Source organism: Pontibacter korlensis, assembly GCF_000973725.1.
Classification (GTDB): Bacteria; Bacteroidota; Bacteroidia; order Cytophagales; family Hymenobacteraceae; genus Pontibacter; species Pontibacter korlensis.
Genome location: NZ_CP009621.1, coordinates 1,043,956 through 1,061,894, shown reverse-complemented (window position 1 = coordinate 1,061,894; position 17,939 = coordinate 1,043,956). Strand labels below are relative to the sequence as shown.

General features: G+C 47.0%; 16 protein-coding genes and 1 riboswitch. Of the genes, 6 read left to right on the top strand and 10 right to left on the bottom strand.

What is annotated here, in order from left to right; all coding sequences use genetic code 11:
* Positions 1-99 precede the first annotated feature (99 nt).
* On the top strand, positions 100-828 hold the full coding sequence (locus PKOR_RS04340; RefSeq protein WP_046309340.1) for a glycosyltransferase family 2 protein: 729 nt from the start codon (positions 100-102) through the stop codon (positions 826-828).
* A gap of 8 nt (positions 829-836) precedes the next feature.
* Here PKOR_RS04340 and PKOR_RS04335 read toward each other — a convergent pair whose 3' ends face one another.
* The 9 genes from PKOR_RS04335 to mutY form a co-directional block, all read right to left on the bottom strand.
* On the bottom strand, positions 837-2,291 hold the full coding sequence (locus PKOR_RS04335; protein WP_046309338.1) for a hypothetical protein: 1,455 nt from the start codon (positions 2,289-2,291) through the stop codon (positions 837-839).
* A gap of 156 nt (positions 2,292-2,447) precedes the next feature.
* On the bottom strand, positions 2,448-2,891 hold the full coding sequence (locus tag PKOR_RS04330) for a hypothetical protein (RefSeq protein ID WP_046309336.1): 444 nt from the start codon (positions 2,889-2,891) through the stop codon (positions 2,448-2,450).
* A 34-nt stretch (positions 2,892-2,925) separates the two neighbouring features.
* Positions 2,926-4,272: an IS110 family RNA-guided transposase gene (locus PKOR_RS04325; RefSeq protein ID WP_046309334.1), complete on the bottom strand. Its 1,347-nt coding sequence runs from the start codon at positions 4,270-4,272 to the stop codon at positions 2,926-2,928.
* Between the two features lie 454 nt (positions 4,273-4,726).
* Entirely contained in the window at positions 4,727-5,119 is a 393-nt protein-coding gene (locus PKOR_RS04320) for an acyl-CoA thioesterase (protein WP_046314077.1), read from the bottom strand.
* Between the two features lie 212 nt (positions 5,120-5,331).
* A riboswitch (cobalamin riboswitch) is annotated at positions 5,332-5,523 on the bottom strand.
* 42 nt (positions 5,524-5,565) lie between these two features.
* Positions 5,566-7,665: an ATP-dependent DNA helicase RecG gene (gene recG, locus PKOR_RS04315; RefSeq protein WP_046314075.1), complete on the bottom strand. Its 2,100-nt coding sequence runs from the start codon at positions 7,663-7,665 to the stop codon at positions 5,566-5,568.
* A gap of 127 nt (positions 7,666-7,792) precedes the next feature.
* Complete coding sequence (gene gldD / locus PKOR_RS04310) at positions 7,793-8,356, bottom strand: gliding motility lipoprotein GldD (protein WP_046309332.1); 564 nt, start codon at positions 8,354-8,356, stop codon at positions 7,793-7,795.
* A 13-nt stretch (positions 8,357-8,369) separates the two neighbouring features.
* Positions 8,370-9,677: a gliding motility-associated protein GldE gene (gene gldE, locus PKOR_RS04305; protein WP_046309331.1), complete on the bottom strand. Its 1,308-nt coding sequence runs from the start codon at positions 9,675-9,677 to the stop codon at positions 8,370-8,372.
* Between the two features lie 89 nt (positions 9,678-9,766).
* Positions 9,767-10,243: a single-stranded DNA-binding protein gene (locus PKOR_RS04300; RefSeq protein WP_046309328.1), complete on the bottom strand. Its 477-nt coding sequence runs from the start codon at positions 10,241-10,243 to the stop codon at positions 9,767-9,769.
* Between the two features lie 111 nt (positions 10,244-10,354).
* Positions 10,355-11,446 (bottom strand): A/G-specific adenine glycosylase, encoded by a 1,092-nt coding sequence (mutY, locus tag PKOR_RS04295; RefSeq protein ID WP_046309326.1) that lies wholly within the window; start codon positions 11,444-11,446, stop codon positions 10,355-10,357.
* 325 nt (positions 11,447-11,771) lie between these two features.
* Between mutY and PKOR_RS04290 the strand changes: the two genes are divergently transcribed.
* The 3 genes from PKOR_RS04290 (at position 11,772) to PKOR_RS04280 (ending at position 14,815) form a co-directional block, all read left to right on the top strand.
* Positions 11,772-12,077 carry an HU family DNA-binding protein gene (locus tag PKOR_RS04290; RefSeq protein ID WP_046309325.1) on the top strand — a complete coding sequence of 102 codons (306 nt, stop codon included), beginning with the start codon at positions 11,772-11,774 and terminating at the stop codon, positions 12,075-12,077.
* A gap of 59 nt (positions 12,078-12,136) precedes the next feature.
* A complete protein-coding gene (locus PKOR_RS04285) occupies positions 12,137-13,003 on the top strand; it encodes a tetratricopeptide repeat protein (RefSeq protein WP_046309323.1) in 867 nt (288 codons plus the stop codon).
* A 213-nt stretch (positions 13,004-13,216) separates the two neighbouring features.
* On the top strand, positions 13,217-14,815 hold the full coding sequence (locus PKOR_RS04280; RefSeq protein ID WP_046309321.1) for an Rne/Rng family ribonuclease: 1,599 nt from the start codon (positions 13,217-13,219) through the stop codon (positions 14,813-14,815).
* Positions 14,816-14,891: 76 nt separating this feature from the next.
* Here the strand turns inward: PKOR_RS04280 and PKOR_RS04275 are convergent, their stop codons facing one another.
* A complete protein-coding gene (locus PKOR_RS04275) occupies positions 14,892-15,551 on the bottom strand; it encodes a porin family protein (RefSeq protein WP_046309320.1) in 660 nt (219 codons plus the stop codon).
* A gap of 75 nt (positions 15,552-15,626) precedes the next feature.
* On the opposite strand from PKOR_RS04275, the gene gldB reads away from it, so the two are divergent.
* Both gldB and PKOR_RS04265 read left to right on the top strand, forming a co-directional pair.
* Positions 15,627-16,631 carry a gliding motility lipoprotein GldB gene (gldB, locus tag PKOR_RS04270; RefSeq protein ID WP_046309319.1) on the top strand — a complete coding sequence of 335 codons (1,005 nt, stop codon included), beginning with the start codon at positions 15,627-15,629 and terminating at the stop codon, positions 16,629-16,631.
* An 85-nt stretch (positions 16,632-16,716) separates the two neighbouring features.
* Positions 16,717-17,925, top strand: coding sequence for a glycosyltransferase family 4 protein (locus tag PKOR_RS04265; RefSeq protein WP_046309317.1), 1,209 nt, complete (start codon positions 16,717-16,719; stop codon positions 17,923-17,925).
* The last annotated feature ends 14 nt before the right edge of the window (positions 17,926-17,939 follow it).

Genomic DNA, 17,939 nt, shown 5'->3' with positions numbered 1-17,939 from the left:
GGTAAGCTTTTTTGTGCAAAAAAAAGTCGCATAAGAACGAATTTTATCATGGTTTCAACGTATTTGGAATAAGCACCTATACATGAACAAAATAAAACTATGCAAATATCTTGTCTCATTCCGTGTTACAATGAGCGGCAGCGGATTGGTACTGTTCTGAAGGAAATAATAAAGGTGAGATCGGTTACACAAGTTGTATGTGTTGATGATGGATCTTCAGATGGGACAGCTGATTATATTGAAAGATGTTGGCCGCAAGTACAAGTCGTGCGCTTACCGAGCAACAAAGGTAAGGCAGCCGCAATAAAGAAAGGCTTGACGTTAGTCAAAAATGAGCATGTCTTGTTAATGGATGCGGACCTGCAGGCACTAAATACAGATGAAATAGAGGCAGCCGTCTCTGCTATGGCTAAAAACCCCACTGTGGATATGATCATACTGCGGCGCATAAATTCGCCATGGTTTGTGAGGTGGTACCGCAGTGATATCCTTCTCTCGGGTGAGCGCTTGATCAAGAAAGCAGATCTGGAGCAGGTAGTACATCAAAAGATAAAGAGGTACCAGTTGGAGGTAGCTATAAACCGGTACATGCTGCGACACAGGAAGCAAGTTCGCTGGATGCCTTGGTCTGCCACCAATACTTATAAAGTTGATAAGCTTGGGGTGGTGGATGGCTCAAAGAGGGAGTTTAAAATGTACCTGGAGATAGTATCCTTTGTGGGTTTCTCTCATATGCTGTTACAGCTAACCTCTTTTACCAGAAGGATGAAGGTAAAACAAAAAAGCGAGGCTGTTATGCCCCGCTTTCTGCAGCAACTTAAGCTGTAGTTAGCTGCTTATTTTATCTCTATACGGCTAAGCTGAAGCTGGTCTGGTTTTTTGCCCGCGCGTACCACGGTAACAATGTCTTTAGGAGCTAGCCAAACGGTGTAATCTTTCACGTAGGCTAGCTTCTTATCATTGGCTACATTAAGCCGAAGGGCCTGAGGAGCTGAGGAGCTGCCATTGCTAGTGTTGATTTGGCGCAGGTACAAATCATACTTCCCGTTTAGTTCCTCAAGTGTAAGCAGGTTTAGTGTGTTGCCGCTCAGGTGAGAACTGTAGGAGATACTGGTGAAGCCTTCGGCGGCAGGTGCTTGCTGTTGCTTCGTTAGCACAGAATTCCAGTCGTAGCCCATGTACTCGTCGTAAGCGAAAAGGTGCAGCTCTTCTGCGAAGTATGGCGCATTCTCGCCGCCTTCTGTATACTTCTTCTCGGCCAGAATGACAAGCTTTTTCTCCGGTGTCAGCAGTAGCTCGCTTAGGGAAATGTCTTGTAGCCTGTTGCCCTTATTGCTCTTGTCGAGAGCATTTATCTTCTGCACATAATCTGGGCTGAACTTAAACTCCTCAGCGAAAACCATGTCCTCATTCTCGAAGTCGTACTTTACAGCTTTAAGACTGTAGTAGCCGCCGCTCTTTTCGTCGGCAGTTAGAACGGCTCCATAAAGCAAACCGTCCTCCATTAACTTGAAGCGGGTATCGCGGATGTATACTTGCAGTCCGTCGAACACACCTCCAACCAAAACCGACATCACTTTGGCTTCCTTGCGGCCCGGTTTAAACTGGCGCACACTCAGGCGGTTCATCTGGTCCGAAATCAAACTTACATACTGCTCGCCGCCATTGCCCAACTGAATATCTGCCGTCAGAATACCGCGCAGGTCGCTCAAGTCATACTTAACATCCTGTTGCTTCTGCAGATTGCCGTTAAATAAACTGCCGCTGATGCTTTGTATCTGAAAGCTGTTGTCGGTATGGAAGCGATAAGCTAAAACCTGAGAGCCATCTTCAGAAATGGCAACTCCTGCACGTCGGCTTTTAGCTGGCGCTTCTAAAAGCAGTACTGGCTGCTCTTTCTTTTCTGCCTGAAGGTTGATACGGTGCCCGTACAGCTGCTGATTTTGGCCAGCTTTGCGGTTTGTTATCACCAGAACTGCCTCGTTGTTGGCTGTAAATTTATCTACTGTCTCTCCATCCTCTAAAGGGATCTCCACAGACCAAACTTTTTTCAACTCAGCACTATACTTCTCTACTGTGTATTTGCTGTTGTCTGTGCGGTTCAGGAGCACAAGCTCATTCTGCCCAACAGGTATACTTTTGTCAGGAAGGCGCTGGTTAAAATGGTCTGCTTCAGGATCGGGATTATAGCTGAAATCTACGGATGCTCTGGTTTTGGACTGAGCAAGTATAGCCTGCGGCTGGCAGAGCAGACACAGAAGTATAAACGAAAGGATGAACTGCTTTTTCACGGGTGGTATAGATTTGTGCTAGGGGTAAAACGGAGGCTTAAAGTGTTTGTTGTGGATAACGGGCTGGTGCAGCCGAAGCCTGAAGCGTAGCGAGGGTTAAGGCTGAACTTTGTTCTCTGAAGCTTTTTATGTCACAAACCAGAGTTTATTTTGGTGTTAATGTGAGACAATCAATTCAGGTTCAGCAGTTCTAACTAAAGAATCAGGAGGAATGGTCTCGTAAAAGTCAATATCTGCACGAACTTTTTCAAGCAAATCTCCTGTAGGTCTTCCCTTAGGGAGAGCAAGCAGGTAGTTTCCGAACCCTGAATACCCTACCATCGAGGTATCCAACACCACCTCCCCCTTTTTTACAACCCTAAAATCAACCCTGAAAGTATCTGTATAATCTACACAAAATAACTGGGAAACTATCCAGCTTTTATCTTCAAAGAAGCCTTCATGAATCACCTTTGAATTGAACTTGATAGACACTTTCTCTCCTTTGTTGAAAGAACCAAGGAGTTGGAAGTTCTCGCACACTTTAATATTCTTTTCTTCTTGGCACCCAAAGAGCAGAAGTAATAAGATTGTTGTAAAGAGTGGGAAAGTTTTTTTCATACTTTAAGTTACGGAGAACTTCTATATAACTCCACTAAGCGGCTTCCATTTTTAGTTCAAAGAGCCTCCGCTCTAGGTATATGATCTTCGCCTGCTTGTACTTTTTCTGATAAGCAGTCAGTTCAACAGGGCTGAACTCCTGCTGGCAAGATACCATTTTGTAGTAAATTGTAGCAATCTTATTAGCCGTGGCCACAGTGGCGTACTTGTTACCACCCTTTGCTTTCATCCGCCTGAAGTAGTCACCGAGCCAGTTGTCGCTTCGCTGCACGGCATTGGCGGCGTTACGGAAAGCCTGGCTTGCCGGGTTTGGCTTCTTTTTCATAAGGGTACTGCTAATAAGCTTCCCTCCTGATATTTTGTTGTTGGGACACAGGTTCAGCCAGCTGGCAAAGTGCTTAGCCGTTTCCCACTTGCTCATGTCTGTGCCTGTTTCAGAGAGAATCTCCAGTGCGGCAATGTCACTGATACCGTAAATGGCCATCACGTCCACTCCCAGCACTTTTTTCAGGTAGGAGCAGGTGTTGAACGATGGCTTGTTCCTGTTGGCCCTCTTAGCAGAGACGGCCTCACACTCAGGCGCCGCTTCAGGGCGGATTTCCCTATAGTAATGCTCCAGCTGCCTTTCAATGGCCACATCGCACAAGGCGATGCGTTCGGTCAGGTACTTATAACTCATGTAACAGTCCTCCAGCAGGTAAAGCTGCTCTGCGCGCCAGTTGCCCTGTAGGGACTTGAGGATGGTTGCCCTGTCGGCCTTCACCTTGAAGTGGACGCAGGTAAGGAAGTTCTCCGCTGTCCTCTCCCCACTCAGGATGGCCTCAATGATGGCAAGGCCGCTCTTGCCGGTGATGTCGCGCAGCAGCGTGTGCACCTTCACGTTCATCAGCTCCAAGGCCTTCTGCATCCTCAGCACGCATCTGCCTCTATCCTGGGTGAGCGTTCTGCGGTGGCGAACCAGCGTGCGCAGCGCCTCCTGCTGGTCGTCGGGAAGATAGCTGCTGCGGAGCAGTCCGCAACTGTGCAGCTTCTGAATCCAGCGCGCATCATCCTCATCGTTCTTCCTGCCGCTCACGTTTTTAACCTGTTTGGCATTAACCAGGTACACCTCCAGGCCGTGCTGGGTGAGCAGGTTGAACAAGGGTCTCCAGTATACGCCAGTGCTCTCCATGGCCACCGTGTCCACCCCGCATTCGAGCAGCCAGGCGGCGATGGCCTCCAGATCGCAGGTCATCGTCCCAAAGGACCTGACCGGCAGCGTATCCCTGCCCTCGGGTACGGCAACGGCGTGAATGGTGTCTCCCACATCAATACCTGCCGCGTTCGGGTTGGCCAGCTGCATGTTGATGGCACTCTCTCTTGTAGTGGTTTGCTTTTTCATAGGCTTTAATATTTTGGGATAAATACAAAAGCCATTGCCTGCCGCCCAGTCAGCTTACTCTTCTATGCGGGCTCTAACGCCCAGTTTGAAACCAAATGGGGCAGCAGAACCACACTACTGGCAGAGTTCACCCACTCAATGTTAGGAAAGGTCTTGCTGCAAAAGCTCCTGTAACTAATTTTACTGTCTCCCCAAATTTTCGGCTAAAGAACTGAGCTTAAGTTATCATGTCAGAAACATTGGCGGGCCAATACAGGCACTACTGTATAAAAGGAACACTACTCCTGCTATACACCCAAATCCAGCGTATAAACGGAACTGGATTACCGAATATACTATATTTACACTGGCCAGAGTTAAGGCAGTTGTAATATTAACCTTTGACTATTGTTTCGCGTGGAACCAAAGTATAAACTTTGCTCCTCAATAAAGAGCTGTTCAAATGGTGTTTGCATTACACCTCAGAAAGCACTCGTATTGGTTGCTTGTGCTCGTCTATGGCTACAAAAGCAAAGGTCCCGCTCACTGCCTTTGTTCGTACATCAGAATACATTTCTTCAACATAAATCTCAACCTGTACTTTCAAGCTGGTATTGCCTACACTTATAACGCGGGCTATCAGCTCTACAATGGTACCAGCGGGTATGGGTTGTGTAAAGTCAATTCTGTCTGATGAAACGGTAACCACACGTTTGCGGCAAAAACGTGTGGCAGCAATAAAGGCTACCTCGTCCATTAGTTGCATGGCCGTGCCTCCAAAAAGGGTGTCGTAATGGTTGGTGGTATTCGGAAAAACAGCCTTAAAGATACGGGTTTCTGATTGCTTGATGCGTTCTTCTAAGTTCATAAAAGTTTTGATTGTTGATGTGTAGGTGGCAAGCACATACCGGTACAGCTTTTTAACAGCGAAGGTAGTTTAGAGTATAAAAGTTACAAGGGGTGGCGCGACATGTGCTTTTACTAAAAGTTTGAATGCCTGCGCAGGAAGGTGTGGAAAGGAAGTGTAGACCGTACTACTGGTACGGCTAATTTCTTACCACAGGCCTTAAGCGCGAAGGCTGTGCATAAACATCTGTGGCAAGTATCCTGGCTTATAACTTTACTGCCGCCCTTCGCACCCGACTCCGGACAAAGGGCCTGTTTGGCGTTAACATAATGTTACTTACAGTTGCGCGTCAGCCCGTGATTTACACACGGTTCCTTTTTAAGCTCTGGTTATGCTACCAGAACAGCGCAGGCGCTGTAAAGATAAGGGTAAAATTTAACCTGAGTAGTGGAAAAACTGCTGTAGCTCTAACTGATCCTGCTCCAGTTCACAGTGTTGGCACTCAGTGACTGAATGTGGCGGCGGATGTTGGCATGCCCCGGCTGCTCCAGCTGCGGGTCCTGGTGTAACACGCGCTGTGCAGCGGCTCGCGCTTCCTGAAGTATAGGCGCATCTTTAGCCAAATCTGCAATGAGCAGGTCCAGTACGCCGCTCTGTTGTGTGCCCATTAGGTCGCCGGGACCACGCAGTTTCAGGTCAATGTCTGCAATCTCGAAGCCGTTGTTCGTGCGTACCATCGTCTCAAGACGGGTTTTGCTGTCCTTGCTCAGCTTATAGCCTGTCATCAGGATACAGTAACTCTGCTCGGCTCCACGGCCTACACGGCCGCGCAACTGGTGTAGCTGCGAAAGGCCAAATCGCTCGGCACTCTCTATTATCATCACAGAAGCATTTGGAACGTTCACACCTACTTCGATTACGGTAGTAGCTACCATTATCTGCGTTTCGTTCCTTACGAAGCGCTGCATCTCGTAATCCTTGTCCTGCGGCTTCATCTTGCCGTGTACCATACTTACCTTGTACTCCGGGAAAGCCCGCTGCACGCTCTCAAAGCCATCCATCAGGTCTTTATAATTCTCCATCCCCTCTGACTCCTCAATGAGCGGGTACACGATGTAAATCTGCCGGCCCAGCTTTATCTGGTCGCGCACGAACTGGAACACACGCAGGCGGTGCGAATCGAAGCGATGTACGGTTACGATTTCCTTACGGCCGGCTGGTAACTCGTCAATCACCGACACATCCAGATCGCCATATAAAGTCATGGCTAAGGTGCGGGGAATAGGGGTGGCCGTCATCACGAGCACGTGCGGAATAACTCGCGGGTTTTTGCGCCAGAGCTTAGAACGCTGCTCCACACCAAAGCGGTGCTGTTCATCCACAATGCAGAGCCCCAGGTTCTGAAACTGCACCACGTCTTCCAGCAACGCATGCGTACCCACAATCATTTTCATCTCGCCAGAGCGCAGCTGCTCGTGTATTACTTTTCGCTCACTGGCCTTTGTAGAGCCTGTAAGTTTGCCAATGTTGATGCCCAGCCTATCGGCAAAGGCCTTTAAACCCACATAATGCTGGTCGGCCAGAATTTCGGTTGGTGCCATTAGCACCGACTGCGCCCCATTATCTGCCGCAATCAGCATAGTAATAAAGGCCACAATGGTTTTGCCGGAGCCTACATCCCCTTGCAGCAGGCGGTTCATCTGCTTTCCGGCCGTTAAGTCAGCGTATATTTCCTTCACCACCCGCTTTTGAGCATTGGTCAGGTCAAAGGTCATGTGGTTTTTATAAAATTCGGTGAGGGTGGAAGTGTTCTTAAACACCTGCCCCTGCAGATCTGCTTTGCGCACTACCTTCTGGCGGAACAGGCGCAGTTGTATGTAAAAGAGCTCCTCAAATTTGAGCCTGAACTTAGCTTTGTTATACTTCTCCGCCGTTTCCGGGAAGTGAATGTTGGCATAAGCACTACGCTTATCCATCAGCTTATACGTATCAATCAGCTCCGGCGACAGCGACTCCTGCACCTGTGGCAATGCTACTTTTAACAGCATCTCCATTATTTTGCTGATCACTTTGCTATCGATGCGGTGTGCTTTGAGCTTTTCGGTAGTGTGGTAAACTGGCTGCAGAAAAGAGGTTGTTTGTTTTTCCTCAGCCAGCTCCTCTAGCTCAGGGTGTGCCATGCTGAACCTGCCATTAAACTCCGTAGGCTTTCCGAACACGATGTAGTCGGTGTGGTTCTTCAGTGTTTTCTGCATCCACTTCACACCTTTAAACCATACCAGCTCTAACTGGTCACCGTTCTCATCTACCAGCGTTGCCGCCAGGCGCTGCTTACGCCCTTCGCCAATGACTTCTTTGCCCCTAACGCGGCCACGCACCTGCACATAGTGCATACTCTCATCCAGTTCGGCTACTTTGTAAAACTGCGTGCGGTCTAGATATCGGAAAGGGTAGTGCTGAATTAGGTCGCCGTAGGTGAAGATGTTGAGTTCTTTCTGCAACAGCTCCGCCCGCATCGGCCCAACGCCTTTCAGGAATTCTATTTTAGTGTTGAAGAAGTTACTCACGTGATCTGGCTTGCTTTTGGGTGAAAGGAATGGCAAGTATAGAATGCAAAAATAAGCAAAAGCCCCGACAGGTTTAAACGCTGGCGGGGCTTTATACTTGTTGATGACTTTGCTATGCTCAAATGGCTTATTTACTTTTCCACTCTAGCGTGTTCAGCAGGTGTATGATATCTTTTTTTACAAATTCAATTACCGGAGCCAGTGAATCATTCTGCGTAGCTGTTCTGAAGTATAAAGCACCGCGCAGGAAGTGCTCTGTAGAATCAGTAACATAGAACTGGAACTGACTCGGTACCTCACCCTCCAGTTCAAATACAGAAGCCACATCTCCGGAAGAGATCTTTATCTCAGATTCCTCAATCGCATAAGCCTTAATCTGATGCTTGGCAGTTAGTTTGCGAGCATCTTCCACCAGGTCATTTAGCACCTCATTGCTGTTTTGCAGGTCTTTGTATGTTAGCTGCACATTGGCTCCAAGGCTTGGATATATAATATTGATCCAGTGTGGTTGCGCAATGCCAGAAGAGTCAGGACGTATTTTGGCGTGAGCGGAGTACTCAAAACTGTACGGGTGGTCCTCCTGTAGCTGTTGGTATGCTTGTGACGGCAGATCGATGCGGTTGTAGCCTTTAGGCTTTGGGGTATACTCGGCTCCGCAGGCTGCTACACCAGCAGTAAGGCCAATCCACATACATGCCTTCAGGCTAACTAACTTTATGATACTGTTCTTTTTTGCTTGCGACATTGATCTTAATTCGTTTAACGCGCTTTGTGTCCGCCGACTCTACCGTGAAATGGAAGCGCCCATACTCTGCTGAGTCGCCCACTCGCGGAATCCTGGAAAACAGCGCCAGCATTAGACCAGCTACTGTCTCGTTATCACCTTTTACCTCATCAAAGGCATCAAATGGCACCTCGGTTATTTTGCAGAAGTCATGTAGCGAGGTCTTGCCGTCAAAGATATAGGTATTTTCGTCGAGTTGAGAATAGATGATATCATCATCGTCATCAAATTCGTCGTTAATCTCACCCACAATCTCCTCAACAATGTCCTCCAAGGTAAGTAAGCCTACAGTGCCTCCATACTCATTTACTACAATGGCCATGTGCACATGCTTTTCTTTGAAATCCTGGAAAAGGTCAGCGATGCGCTTTGTCTCTGGTACAAAGAATGGTGGGCGTACTAACTGCTGCCATTCAAAGTCTTCGCCTTTGCCCAGGTGTGGCAGAAGATCTTTTACATACAGTATACCCTCTATCTGGTCTGTGTTCTCTGTATAAACTGGCACCCGGGAGTATCCCCATTTCACAATCTCAGGCATTAGCTCCTGCAGTGTCATGGTTGTACTGAACGCTACAATATCCACGCGAGGGCGCATGATTTGCCTTACATTGATGGCTCCGAAGTTTACAACGCCACGCAATATTTTGCGCTCCTCCGGAGAGGTGTCGGCATTTATCAGAGCCACGTCTAGGCTGTGGTGCAGCTCTTCTATGGTGTGATTGTAGCCTCTGATAATATACTTTTGTTCGATGTACTCATTTATGGAGGTAAGAAGCCAGGAGGCAGGGCGGATAATTACCTGCAGCCTGTCTAACACTCCGGCCATACGGCGTACGAGCGACATACGGTGTTTCTGCACATATACTTTTGGCAACACCTCTCCACAGAAAACAATGAAGAAGGTGGCAAATAGCATACATAGTGCCATTGCACCAGCCGATAACGTCATGGTGCCAAACACTTGCCACGCTACATAAGCGAACAGCGTAATGATGGCGACATTAATGCCGTTGTTGAAAACAAGTATAGTAGTAAGAAGCTGACGCGGGTTCTGCAGGAGGCGGTACACATGTTGCTCAGCGGGGCGCTTGCTCGTTTTGCACTGCTCTAGCTCCTGCTCCGAAAGAGAGAAGAAAGCTGCCTCGGCCCCTGAAGTCAGGGCCGAGAACAGCAATAAAATGAAACCGCCTAGTATGGCGATCAGGTATTCTACCCTGAGCTGGGTCAATGAACTCTGTAAAAATTGGAGTAAGCTATAACTCAGGGGGTCTCCGGGATCTGTACTTTCCAAAATTGTTCAGTTTAGTGAAACATAGGTTAGAAGGGCAGGTCGTCCGGTTCGTCGCTCTGGAATCCTCCGGCTGGGCTGCCGCCTTTGTTAGCCGTCGCGCCACCGCTATAGTTTCCGCTGCTGGCAGCAGTGGATCCTTGGCCTTGGTAGTCGCCGCTTCCGCCGTTATCGCTACGGCCACCAAGCATGGTCATATTATCTGCCACTATCTCAGTGCTATAGCGCTGCACACCATCTTTATCCTGGTAACTGTTCGTACGGATACGTCCTTCAATGTATACTGAATTGCCTTTGCGCAGGTACTTTTCAGCTACCTCTGCCAAGCCTCTCCATACTACAATGTTATGCCACTCGGTGCGCTCCTGGCGCTGTCCGTTTTTGTCTTTGAAAGTTTCGGAAGTAGCGATTGGGAATCGAGCTACTGCCACACCACCTTCCAGGTGACGTACTTCTGGGTCTTTACCTAAGTTTCCGACCAGAATTGCTTTGTTTACACTTGCCATGTCTCTTCGTCTGTAAAAATAAGTTTAATTGGGCTACTCCAACAACCAAGCTGGAGGCAAATATGGCTTTTTGAACTACTAGAATGCTTTTTATTCCAGATTAGTTTCAGCTTATAAATATACTAAAATCTTAGCATCTTTCAAATAGCTACTGATCAAAACTGGCTTAGGTAAAGCCTCTATTTCTTGAACGTTATAAGGTACTAATCTTGTTTCTTTTAGCACTTCATCTTTTAGGTCTGCTTTAAGCTTAATACGATAAAAACGGGCCGTTATTTTCTGGTGGCTTAGAATATGTTTATATTCTTTTTGGGGCGGTTGCAGTTGTGCCTCCTGCACCGGGATGCCTGCTTCCTGCAATTCCTGTAAAAGTTGCTCCAAAGATAAGTCTTTGCTGTCATTCTCGTAGAGGTAAAAGTCATAAAGGCCTTGCCAAATGTCTCCTTCCAATCGCTTCCGCAGGTAAAATCTTCCCTCCAGTTCAAAAGTAATATAGTGGAAAAACCGTGGGCGTGCAGCCTTTGCTTTCGACTTTACAGGCAACTCCTGCACCATGCCATGGCTAAAAGCGAAGCAGCTTTGTTGTAGGGGGCAGAAGAGGCAGTCTGGCATCAAAGGGGTACATTGTACAGCGCCAAACTCCATTATAGCTTGGTTATAGGTGTCTGGCTCACCTTTAGGTACTAACTCATCTGCCAGCTTTTGGAATACCTTGCGCGACGAAGGTGCCGCTATATCATCAGTAATGCCAAACACGCGTGCCAGTACCCGGAAAACGTTTCCATCAAGTACAGCCACCTGCTCCCGGAAAGCAAAAGCCGCAATAGCTGCAGCAGTGTAGCTGCCCACGCCCTTCAACTTAATCAGTTCCTCATACTTGTCTGGAAACCGGCCTCCATACTTCTCTACAACCAGTTGGGCCGTATGGTGCATGTTGCGGGCCCGGGAGTAGTAGCCTAATCCTTGCCATAGCCGGAGTACCTCGTCTTGCGGGGCTGCCGCAAGGTCTTCAACCGTAGGGTAAGTAGCAATAAAACGCTCATAATACGGAAGCCCTTGTGCCACACGTGTTTGCTGCAGAATTACTTCTGAAAGCCAGATAAAGTAGGGATTAGTTGTGTCGCGCCAAGGTAAAGAACGCTTGTGGCGCCCATACCAACTAATAAGAGTTTGCGCAAAGTGCGCGTGCGGTGCAGATGACATAAATTATATTTGAAAAAGGTAATTGGAACAGGCAAATTAAGGCTTTGTTCAGGGCTAGGGCAAGTTTGGGTTTAATGTCAAAACATTAAAATATAAACTTTGATGCCGCGTTAAGGGATGGAAACTGTGGCACGGGTGTTGCGAGTGGAGGCGTGTAGCGCGCGAAAAATGACGTTGTTTTGCACCTAATAATTTAGCGCTAAAGCTTTTACTATTCAAAAAGTAAAACTACCTTTGTGCCCCGAAAATCACAGTTCGACGGAACATGCTGATTTACAAAGATTAGAAAGTTAACTTATTATTAATATCCTAAAAATCTAAGAAAGTGACTAAAGCAGAAGTAATATCAGAGATTGCTGATAAGACAGGGATTGATAAAGCAGATGTACAGTCTACAATCGAGGCTTTCTTCAAAGTGGTGAAGGACTCTATGGCTGATGGTAACAACATCTACGTGAGAGGTTTTGGTAGCTTTGTGAATAAGAAGCGTGCGAAGAAAGTAGCTCGTAACATTTCTAAAAACACATCTATCATTATCGACGAACACTTTATCCCAAGCTTCAAACCATCTAAGACCTTCATCCAGAAGATCAAAAACAGCAAAAAGATTCAGGAGTTAACGCATTCTTAATTTTTTGTATCTTTGCTAATCTGAATTGATTAAAGTACTACAGCATTAAGGCAAAAAGAATGAAACGGTCTCAAATATTGATAGTTATTGCAGCCATCGCTTTGGTGGCCGTTCTGTTCTTTTTGCCTAAAGTTGTTGTAAACAATGAGGATAAAGACGTTGCTGCCACTGAAACAACTGCTGGCGTGCCGGAAGGCCACTCAGAAGATGATGGCCACAACCACGGGGCAGAATCGGGAGCCGCAACGCCTGAAGCGCATAGAACTGCTACACCAGAGCAGCTGATGGCGCTTACAACTACACGTGCCAAGTATAACAAAGCTACCGATGAGCAGACACGCAACAGGGTAGCTGTTGAACTAGGCGAGGCTTACGCCAATGCTGCCAAGTATGACAGTGCTGGTTACTACTACGAGATTGCTGCGAAGGCCCGTGGAGGTGAGAAAAGCTACAAGAGAGCTGGAGACGCCTACTATGAGGCCTTTACGTTTGCTGCTACACAGGAGCGTGCCAACGAAATGGGGGCAAAAGCCCGTAGCATGTATGAGCAGGTACTGAAGAACAATCCTTCTGACCACGATGCCAAGACTAACGTAGCGATGACCTACATCGCGACTTCAAACCCGATGCAAGGTATAACAATGCTGCGTGAGGTTATTGCATCTGATCCTAACAATGAGAAGGCGTTGTTTAACTTAGGTATCCTCTCTATCCAGTCTAACCAGTATGACAGAGCTGTAGAGCGTTTTCAGAAGCTGGTTTCAGTTAACCCTCAGCACGTAGAAGGAACCTTCTACTTAGCTGTATCGTTGGCTGAGACGGGGCAAACCGAAGAAGCTAAGGCGATGTTCAATAAGGTGAAAGGCATGAGCAATGATCCTGCCCTGAACACCTCTGTTGATGAGTACCTGGCTAAGCTTAAGTAAGAATTAAAGAAAATATCCATAAACAAAAGAACAAGATTATGCCTTGCGGAAAGAAAAGAAAAAGACATAAGATCGCTACACACAAAAGAAAGAAGCGCCTTAGAAAAAACAGACATAAGAAGAAGTAATTTCTTCAGCGTTCACGAGGGCCCACTTTGCATATGCTAAAGTGGGCTTTGGTCTTATACATCCAACATAACCATTTGAGAGAAATTGAGCAACGAGCTGATTATCAATTCTACTCAAGATGGGGATCGCATTGCGCTATTACAGGATAAAAGGCTAGTAGAATATCATTTCGAGTCGAAGGACACGGACTACATTGTAGGCGATATTTTCCTGGGCACTGTAAAAAAGGTAATGCCTGGACTGAACGCCGCCTTTATTGATATTGGTTACCAGAAGGATGCTTTTTTGCATTACCATGATCTGGGGGCCAATATTAAAACACTGAATAAGTATGTAAAGGCGGCGCAAACACAGAAGAACGCAACACCCAAGCTAAACCAGGTTAAATTTGAGCCTGAGATAGATAAACTCGGCAAAATAGCTGATGTGCTTAAAAAAGGACAGCAGCTGTTGGTGCAGATTGTAAAGGAGCCTATCTCAACAAAAGGTCCACGCTTATCCTGTGAGCTTTCTCTTGCCGGCCGATACCTGGTACTGGTGCCGTTTTCAAACACGGTAAGCGTATCTAAGAAGATCGTTAGCAAAGAGGAGCGGACTCGACTGAAACGCCTGATCACAAGTATAAAGCCGGAAAACTTCGGCGTGATTATTCGGACAGTGGCAGAAGGCCGCGATGTGGCAGAGCTCGACAGAGACCTGCGTAACATGTTAGCAAATTGGGAAGAGGGCTTCAAAACTCTCAGAATAGCAAAGCCAAACGACAAAGTTATTGGCGAGCTCAATCGTTCTTCCTCCATCTTGAGGGATTTATTAAACGAGAGCTTTGACAACATAGTAGTTGACGATACGCAGCTCTATGACGAGATCAAAGCATACGTGCAAAGTATAGCGCCTGAAAGAATAAAGATACTCAAGCACTATACTGGCAAAACTAAGACCTTTGAACACTTCCACATCGAGAAACAGCTAAAGGCTGCGTTCGGTAAAACGGTGACCATACCAGGTGGCGGATACCTGGTAATAGAGCACACCGAGGCACTGCATGTAATTGATGTGAACAGTGGGAACAAATCGAATACCGAGACCGATCAGGAAGCAACCGCACTGCACGTAAATATGATGGCCGCTAAAGAAGTGGCCCGCCAGCTGCGCCTCCGAGATATAGGTGGTATAATTGTAGTAGACTTCATCGATATGAAGTCGCCAGAAAACCGCCAGAAAGTATACGAGGTGGTAAAGGAGGAAATGAAGAGAGACCGTTCCAAGTCTACCATTCTTCCAATCTCGAAATTCGGCCTGATGCAGATCACAAGACAGCGTGTAAGGCCCGAGCAAAATATTGTAACCGGCGAAGTTTGCCCTACTTGTGGCGGCACCGGTAAAACATCTGCCAGTATTCTGGTAACAGACGAAATTGATGCAGCGGTAGACGACCTGCTGACAAGCCACAACCACAGGAGTCTGCAAGTATACTTACACCCGTTCGTGCATGCCTACTATACAAAAGGTTTGCTGTCGAGACAGGTAAAGTGGTTCTTTAAGTACTTTAAGTGGGTGAGCTTAATAAAAGACACCTCCCTTGGCATCATGGAATTTAAAGTGATGGACAGTAGAGGAGAGGAAATTGAATTGCGATCCGCCTTCAGCGACATGAATGGCGTGCAGGATAAAGAAGAAGAGTAAAACAAACTTACTCTCACAAAAAAGCCGCTGCTAAATAATTAGCAGCGGCTTTCTTTGTTATCAGGAGGTTATGGCTCTAGAACTTAAGACCAAAGTCAAGTGATACACCGTTATTCTTCACAGAGATGTTCTTGTCGCCGAACTTCTTCTCATAGAAGTCATCGATATCGGTAAGACCACGGTGGTAGGTGAGGCCGGCAAATACCTTTGTGCTCTGCCCTAGCTGAAACTCAGCGCCACCACCTAATTTGGCGTCAGCCTCAAATATGTTGAAGCGCTTTATTACTTTCTCACCATTGATTACTTTTTTGTCGTTTACCTGCGCAGCTACTTTCGTGTTAAGTGAGCCACCAACTTGGAAATAAAGAATGGTGCCCGGGGCCACTTCATTCGTGAAAAGTTTCAGAGTAAGTGGTAATTCAATATACTGCACAGCAATATCATCCTTGCTAGAGCGGGCTACACCACTGTCATCAGTTTCAGTATAAGAGATTTCAGCGCCTTTGCTGCGGTACATAAGGCCGGTGCTAAAGGCATAGTTCTGAGCAAAGAAATAATCAGCAATAACCCCTACACCAAGGCGCAGATTATTGTTCTCCTTGTTAAAGTTGTACCTGTCCTCGGCTATAAAGCGGTTGCCGGACACAGTTGGCGACAGCTGTAAACCGATTTCAACCTGTGCCATGGATGTAAAACCGGCACATAAAAACAGAAGCAATAGTGTAATTTTCTTCATCAGCTTAGCTTAAATTATACTTAGTGTTACCCTATTACGAAGTAACCCCCTATTTTTGTACAAAGATACGAAACAATGTATTACAGATTACTTATACTTGCCATACTTGTATTAACCTTTAGCTGCGGCGATAAGGGCTGTGGACTGCCCGACGAAATTGCCAAGATACCTGTGGAAGTACAGATTGAGCGGCTGGAGAAGCCTTTTTATGAGGCAGACACAAAGGCCGACATGGCTTCTTTCCTGAAGGCGCAACCATACTTTGCAAAACAGTACCTACAGCAGAATGAATACCCTTCTGATTCTGCTTTTATCAATCCATTGTTTGAGCTTTCTACTAATCCTGCCCTTGACTCTCTGGCTCAGCAGGCCATGAGCACGTTTAGCGATATGCAAGAGCAGGAAGACCAGCTGGAGGGAGCTTTCAAAGTTCTAAAGCACTACTATCCTGAGTTTGAAGTGCCAAAGGTAAAAACCTTTGTAACAGGTTTAGGTACCTTAGGTAACGACTTATATGTGTCTGATAGCCTGATTGTGTTTGGTCTTGACTACTTTATTGGTCCGGAAGCGAGCTACAGACCACAGGCTTATGATTACATTTTAAATCGTTATGAGCCGGATAAGATGGTGCCTGCTGCTATGCTGTTGCTATCGAACCGCTTTAACAAGACTAATTTCGGCGACCGCACCCTTCTTGCAGAAATGATAGGAATGGGTAAAGCCTACTACTTTGTACAGTCGGTGCTGCCGTGTGTGCAAGACTCAAAAATCATATCTTATACCGATAAAGAAATTGCTGATGTAGCCCATAATGAAGGGCGCATCTGGGCACACTTTGTGGAGAAGGAGCTTTTGTTTGAGAAAACGCCTTTTGTGGTGAATAAGTATATTGGCGAGCGGCCTAATACACCTGAGATTGATGCCACTGCCCCTGGCCGCATAGGTACCTGGGTAGGCTGGCAAATTGTGCGTAAGTATATGGAGCGTAACCCCAATGTAACGCTGCCGGAGTTAATGGCTGAAACTGACTACCGCAAGATCTTTGATGAGTCGAAGTATAAGCCAGAAAAGAAACGGTAAAATTAGACTGCTAAAAAATTAAATTACTGAAGGCTGCAACTGCTTATCCTCAACAATTTAATAAGCCAAAACATAATAAGCTCGCATGCACATTGCCCTGCTGAATCAGCATCACCATAATCCTGATTGTCCCGCCACGTGCCGCCATTATACTTATATGGAGGAGCTGGTGCGCGAGCATAGGGTAAGCCTGGTGGCAAGCGACGGTTGGCGTAGAATTCGCATCTCCGACAACTATAGCTGGGTGCCGGAAGGGGTGGAGCTGCATGAGTGTATTGCGCCTTACTCAAACAAAATGGGGGTGCGTAAGCGCTTAAAATCGTTTGCAGGCTTTGCGGGTAGTGCATTTAAGAAAACCATGCAGCTGCAGAAGCCGGATGTGCTGTGGGCCGTGTCCACGCCACTAAGTACTCCATGGGTAGCAGCACAAGTGGCTAAGTTGCGGGGGGTGCCTTGGGTGTTTGAAGTGCAGGATCTATGGCCAAGCTTCCCAATACAGATGGGAGCAGTACAGAATAGTTGGTTACAGCAGCGGCTTTATAGTATGGAGAAGCGCTTATACGAAAGCGCCAACCACGTTATTACGCTCTCTTCCGACATGTCAGATTATGTTGCCAGCTTGGGTATCTCACGGGAGAAGATAACTACCAACTATAATGGTACTGACCTAAACATGGCAGATGCTGTGCAGGAACAAGAAGTAGAGTTACTGCGCAAGAAATACAATCTGCAGGGTAAAAAGGTGGCGCTATATGCTGGCACCTATGGCCGGGCAAACAGTATACCTACATTAATGGAGGCTATCACTTACATGGCTTCTGATGATAACATAGTCTTTATATTCACGGGCAACGGCTACTATGAGCCGCAGCTGCAAGACCTGGCACAGCGACTGCCTAATATGCTCTTGTTACCCCCGCAGCCCCGCCCTGAGGTGTTTAAGCTTTTCAAACTGGCAGATATCTCTCTTGTAACGTTCAATGATCTGCCTGTGCTGGCGAGTAACTCTCCTGCTAAATTCTATGACAGCCTTGCCTGCGGCACTCCAGCACTGGTTACCAACCCTGGGTGGACGAAAGCTTTTGTAGAGAAGAATAACTGTGGTTGGTACACGCCTGCTGAGCAGCCGGAGGCTTTATCTCAAAAGCTGAAGCAAGTGTTGGCTCAGCCACAAGAGCTGCAGGCTGCTGCTGCTAATGGCGCTGCTATAGCACGGCAGCTTTTTGATCGGAAGCAGCTGATAAAGCAGGTGGAAGAGCAGTTGCTTTCTGCTGCAGCGCAACCAATTTATTAAGCTACTGCTGTTTC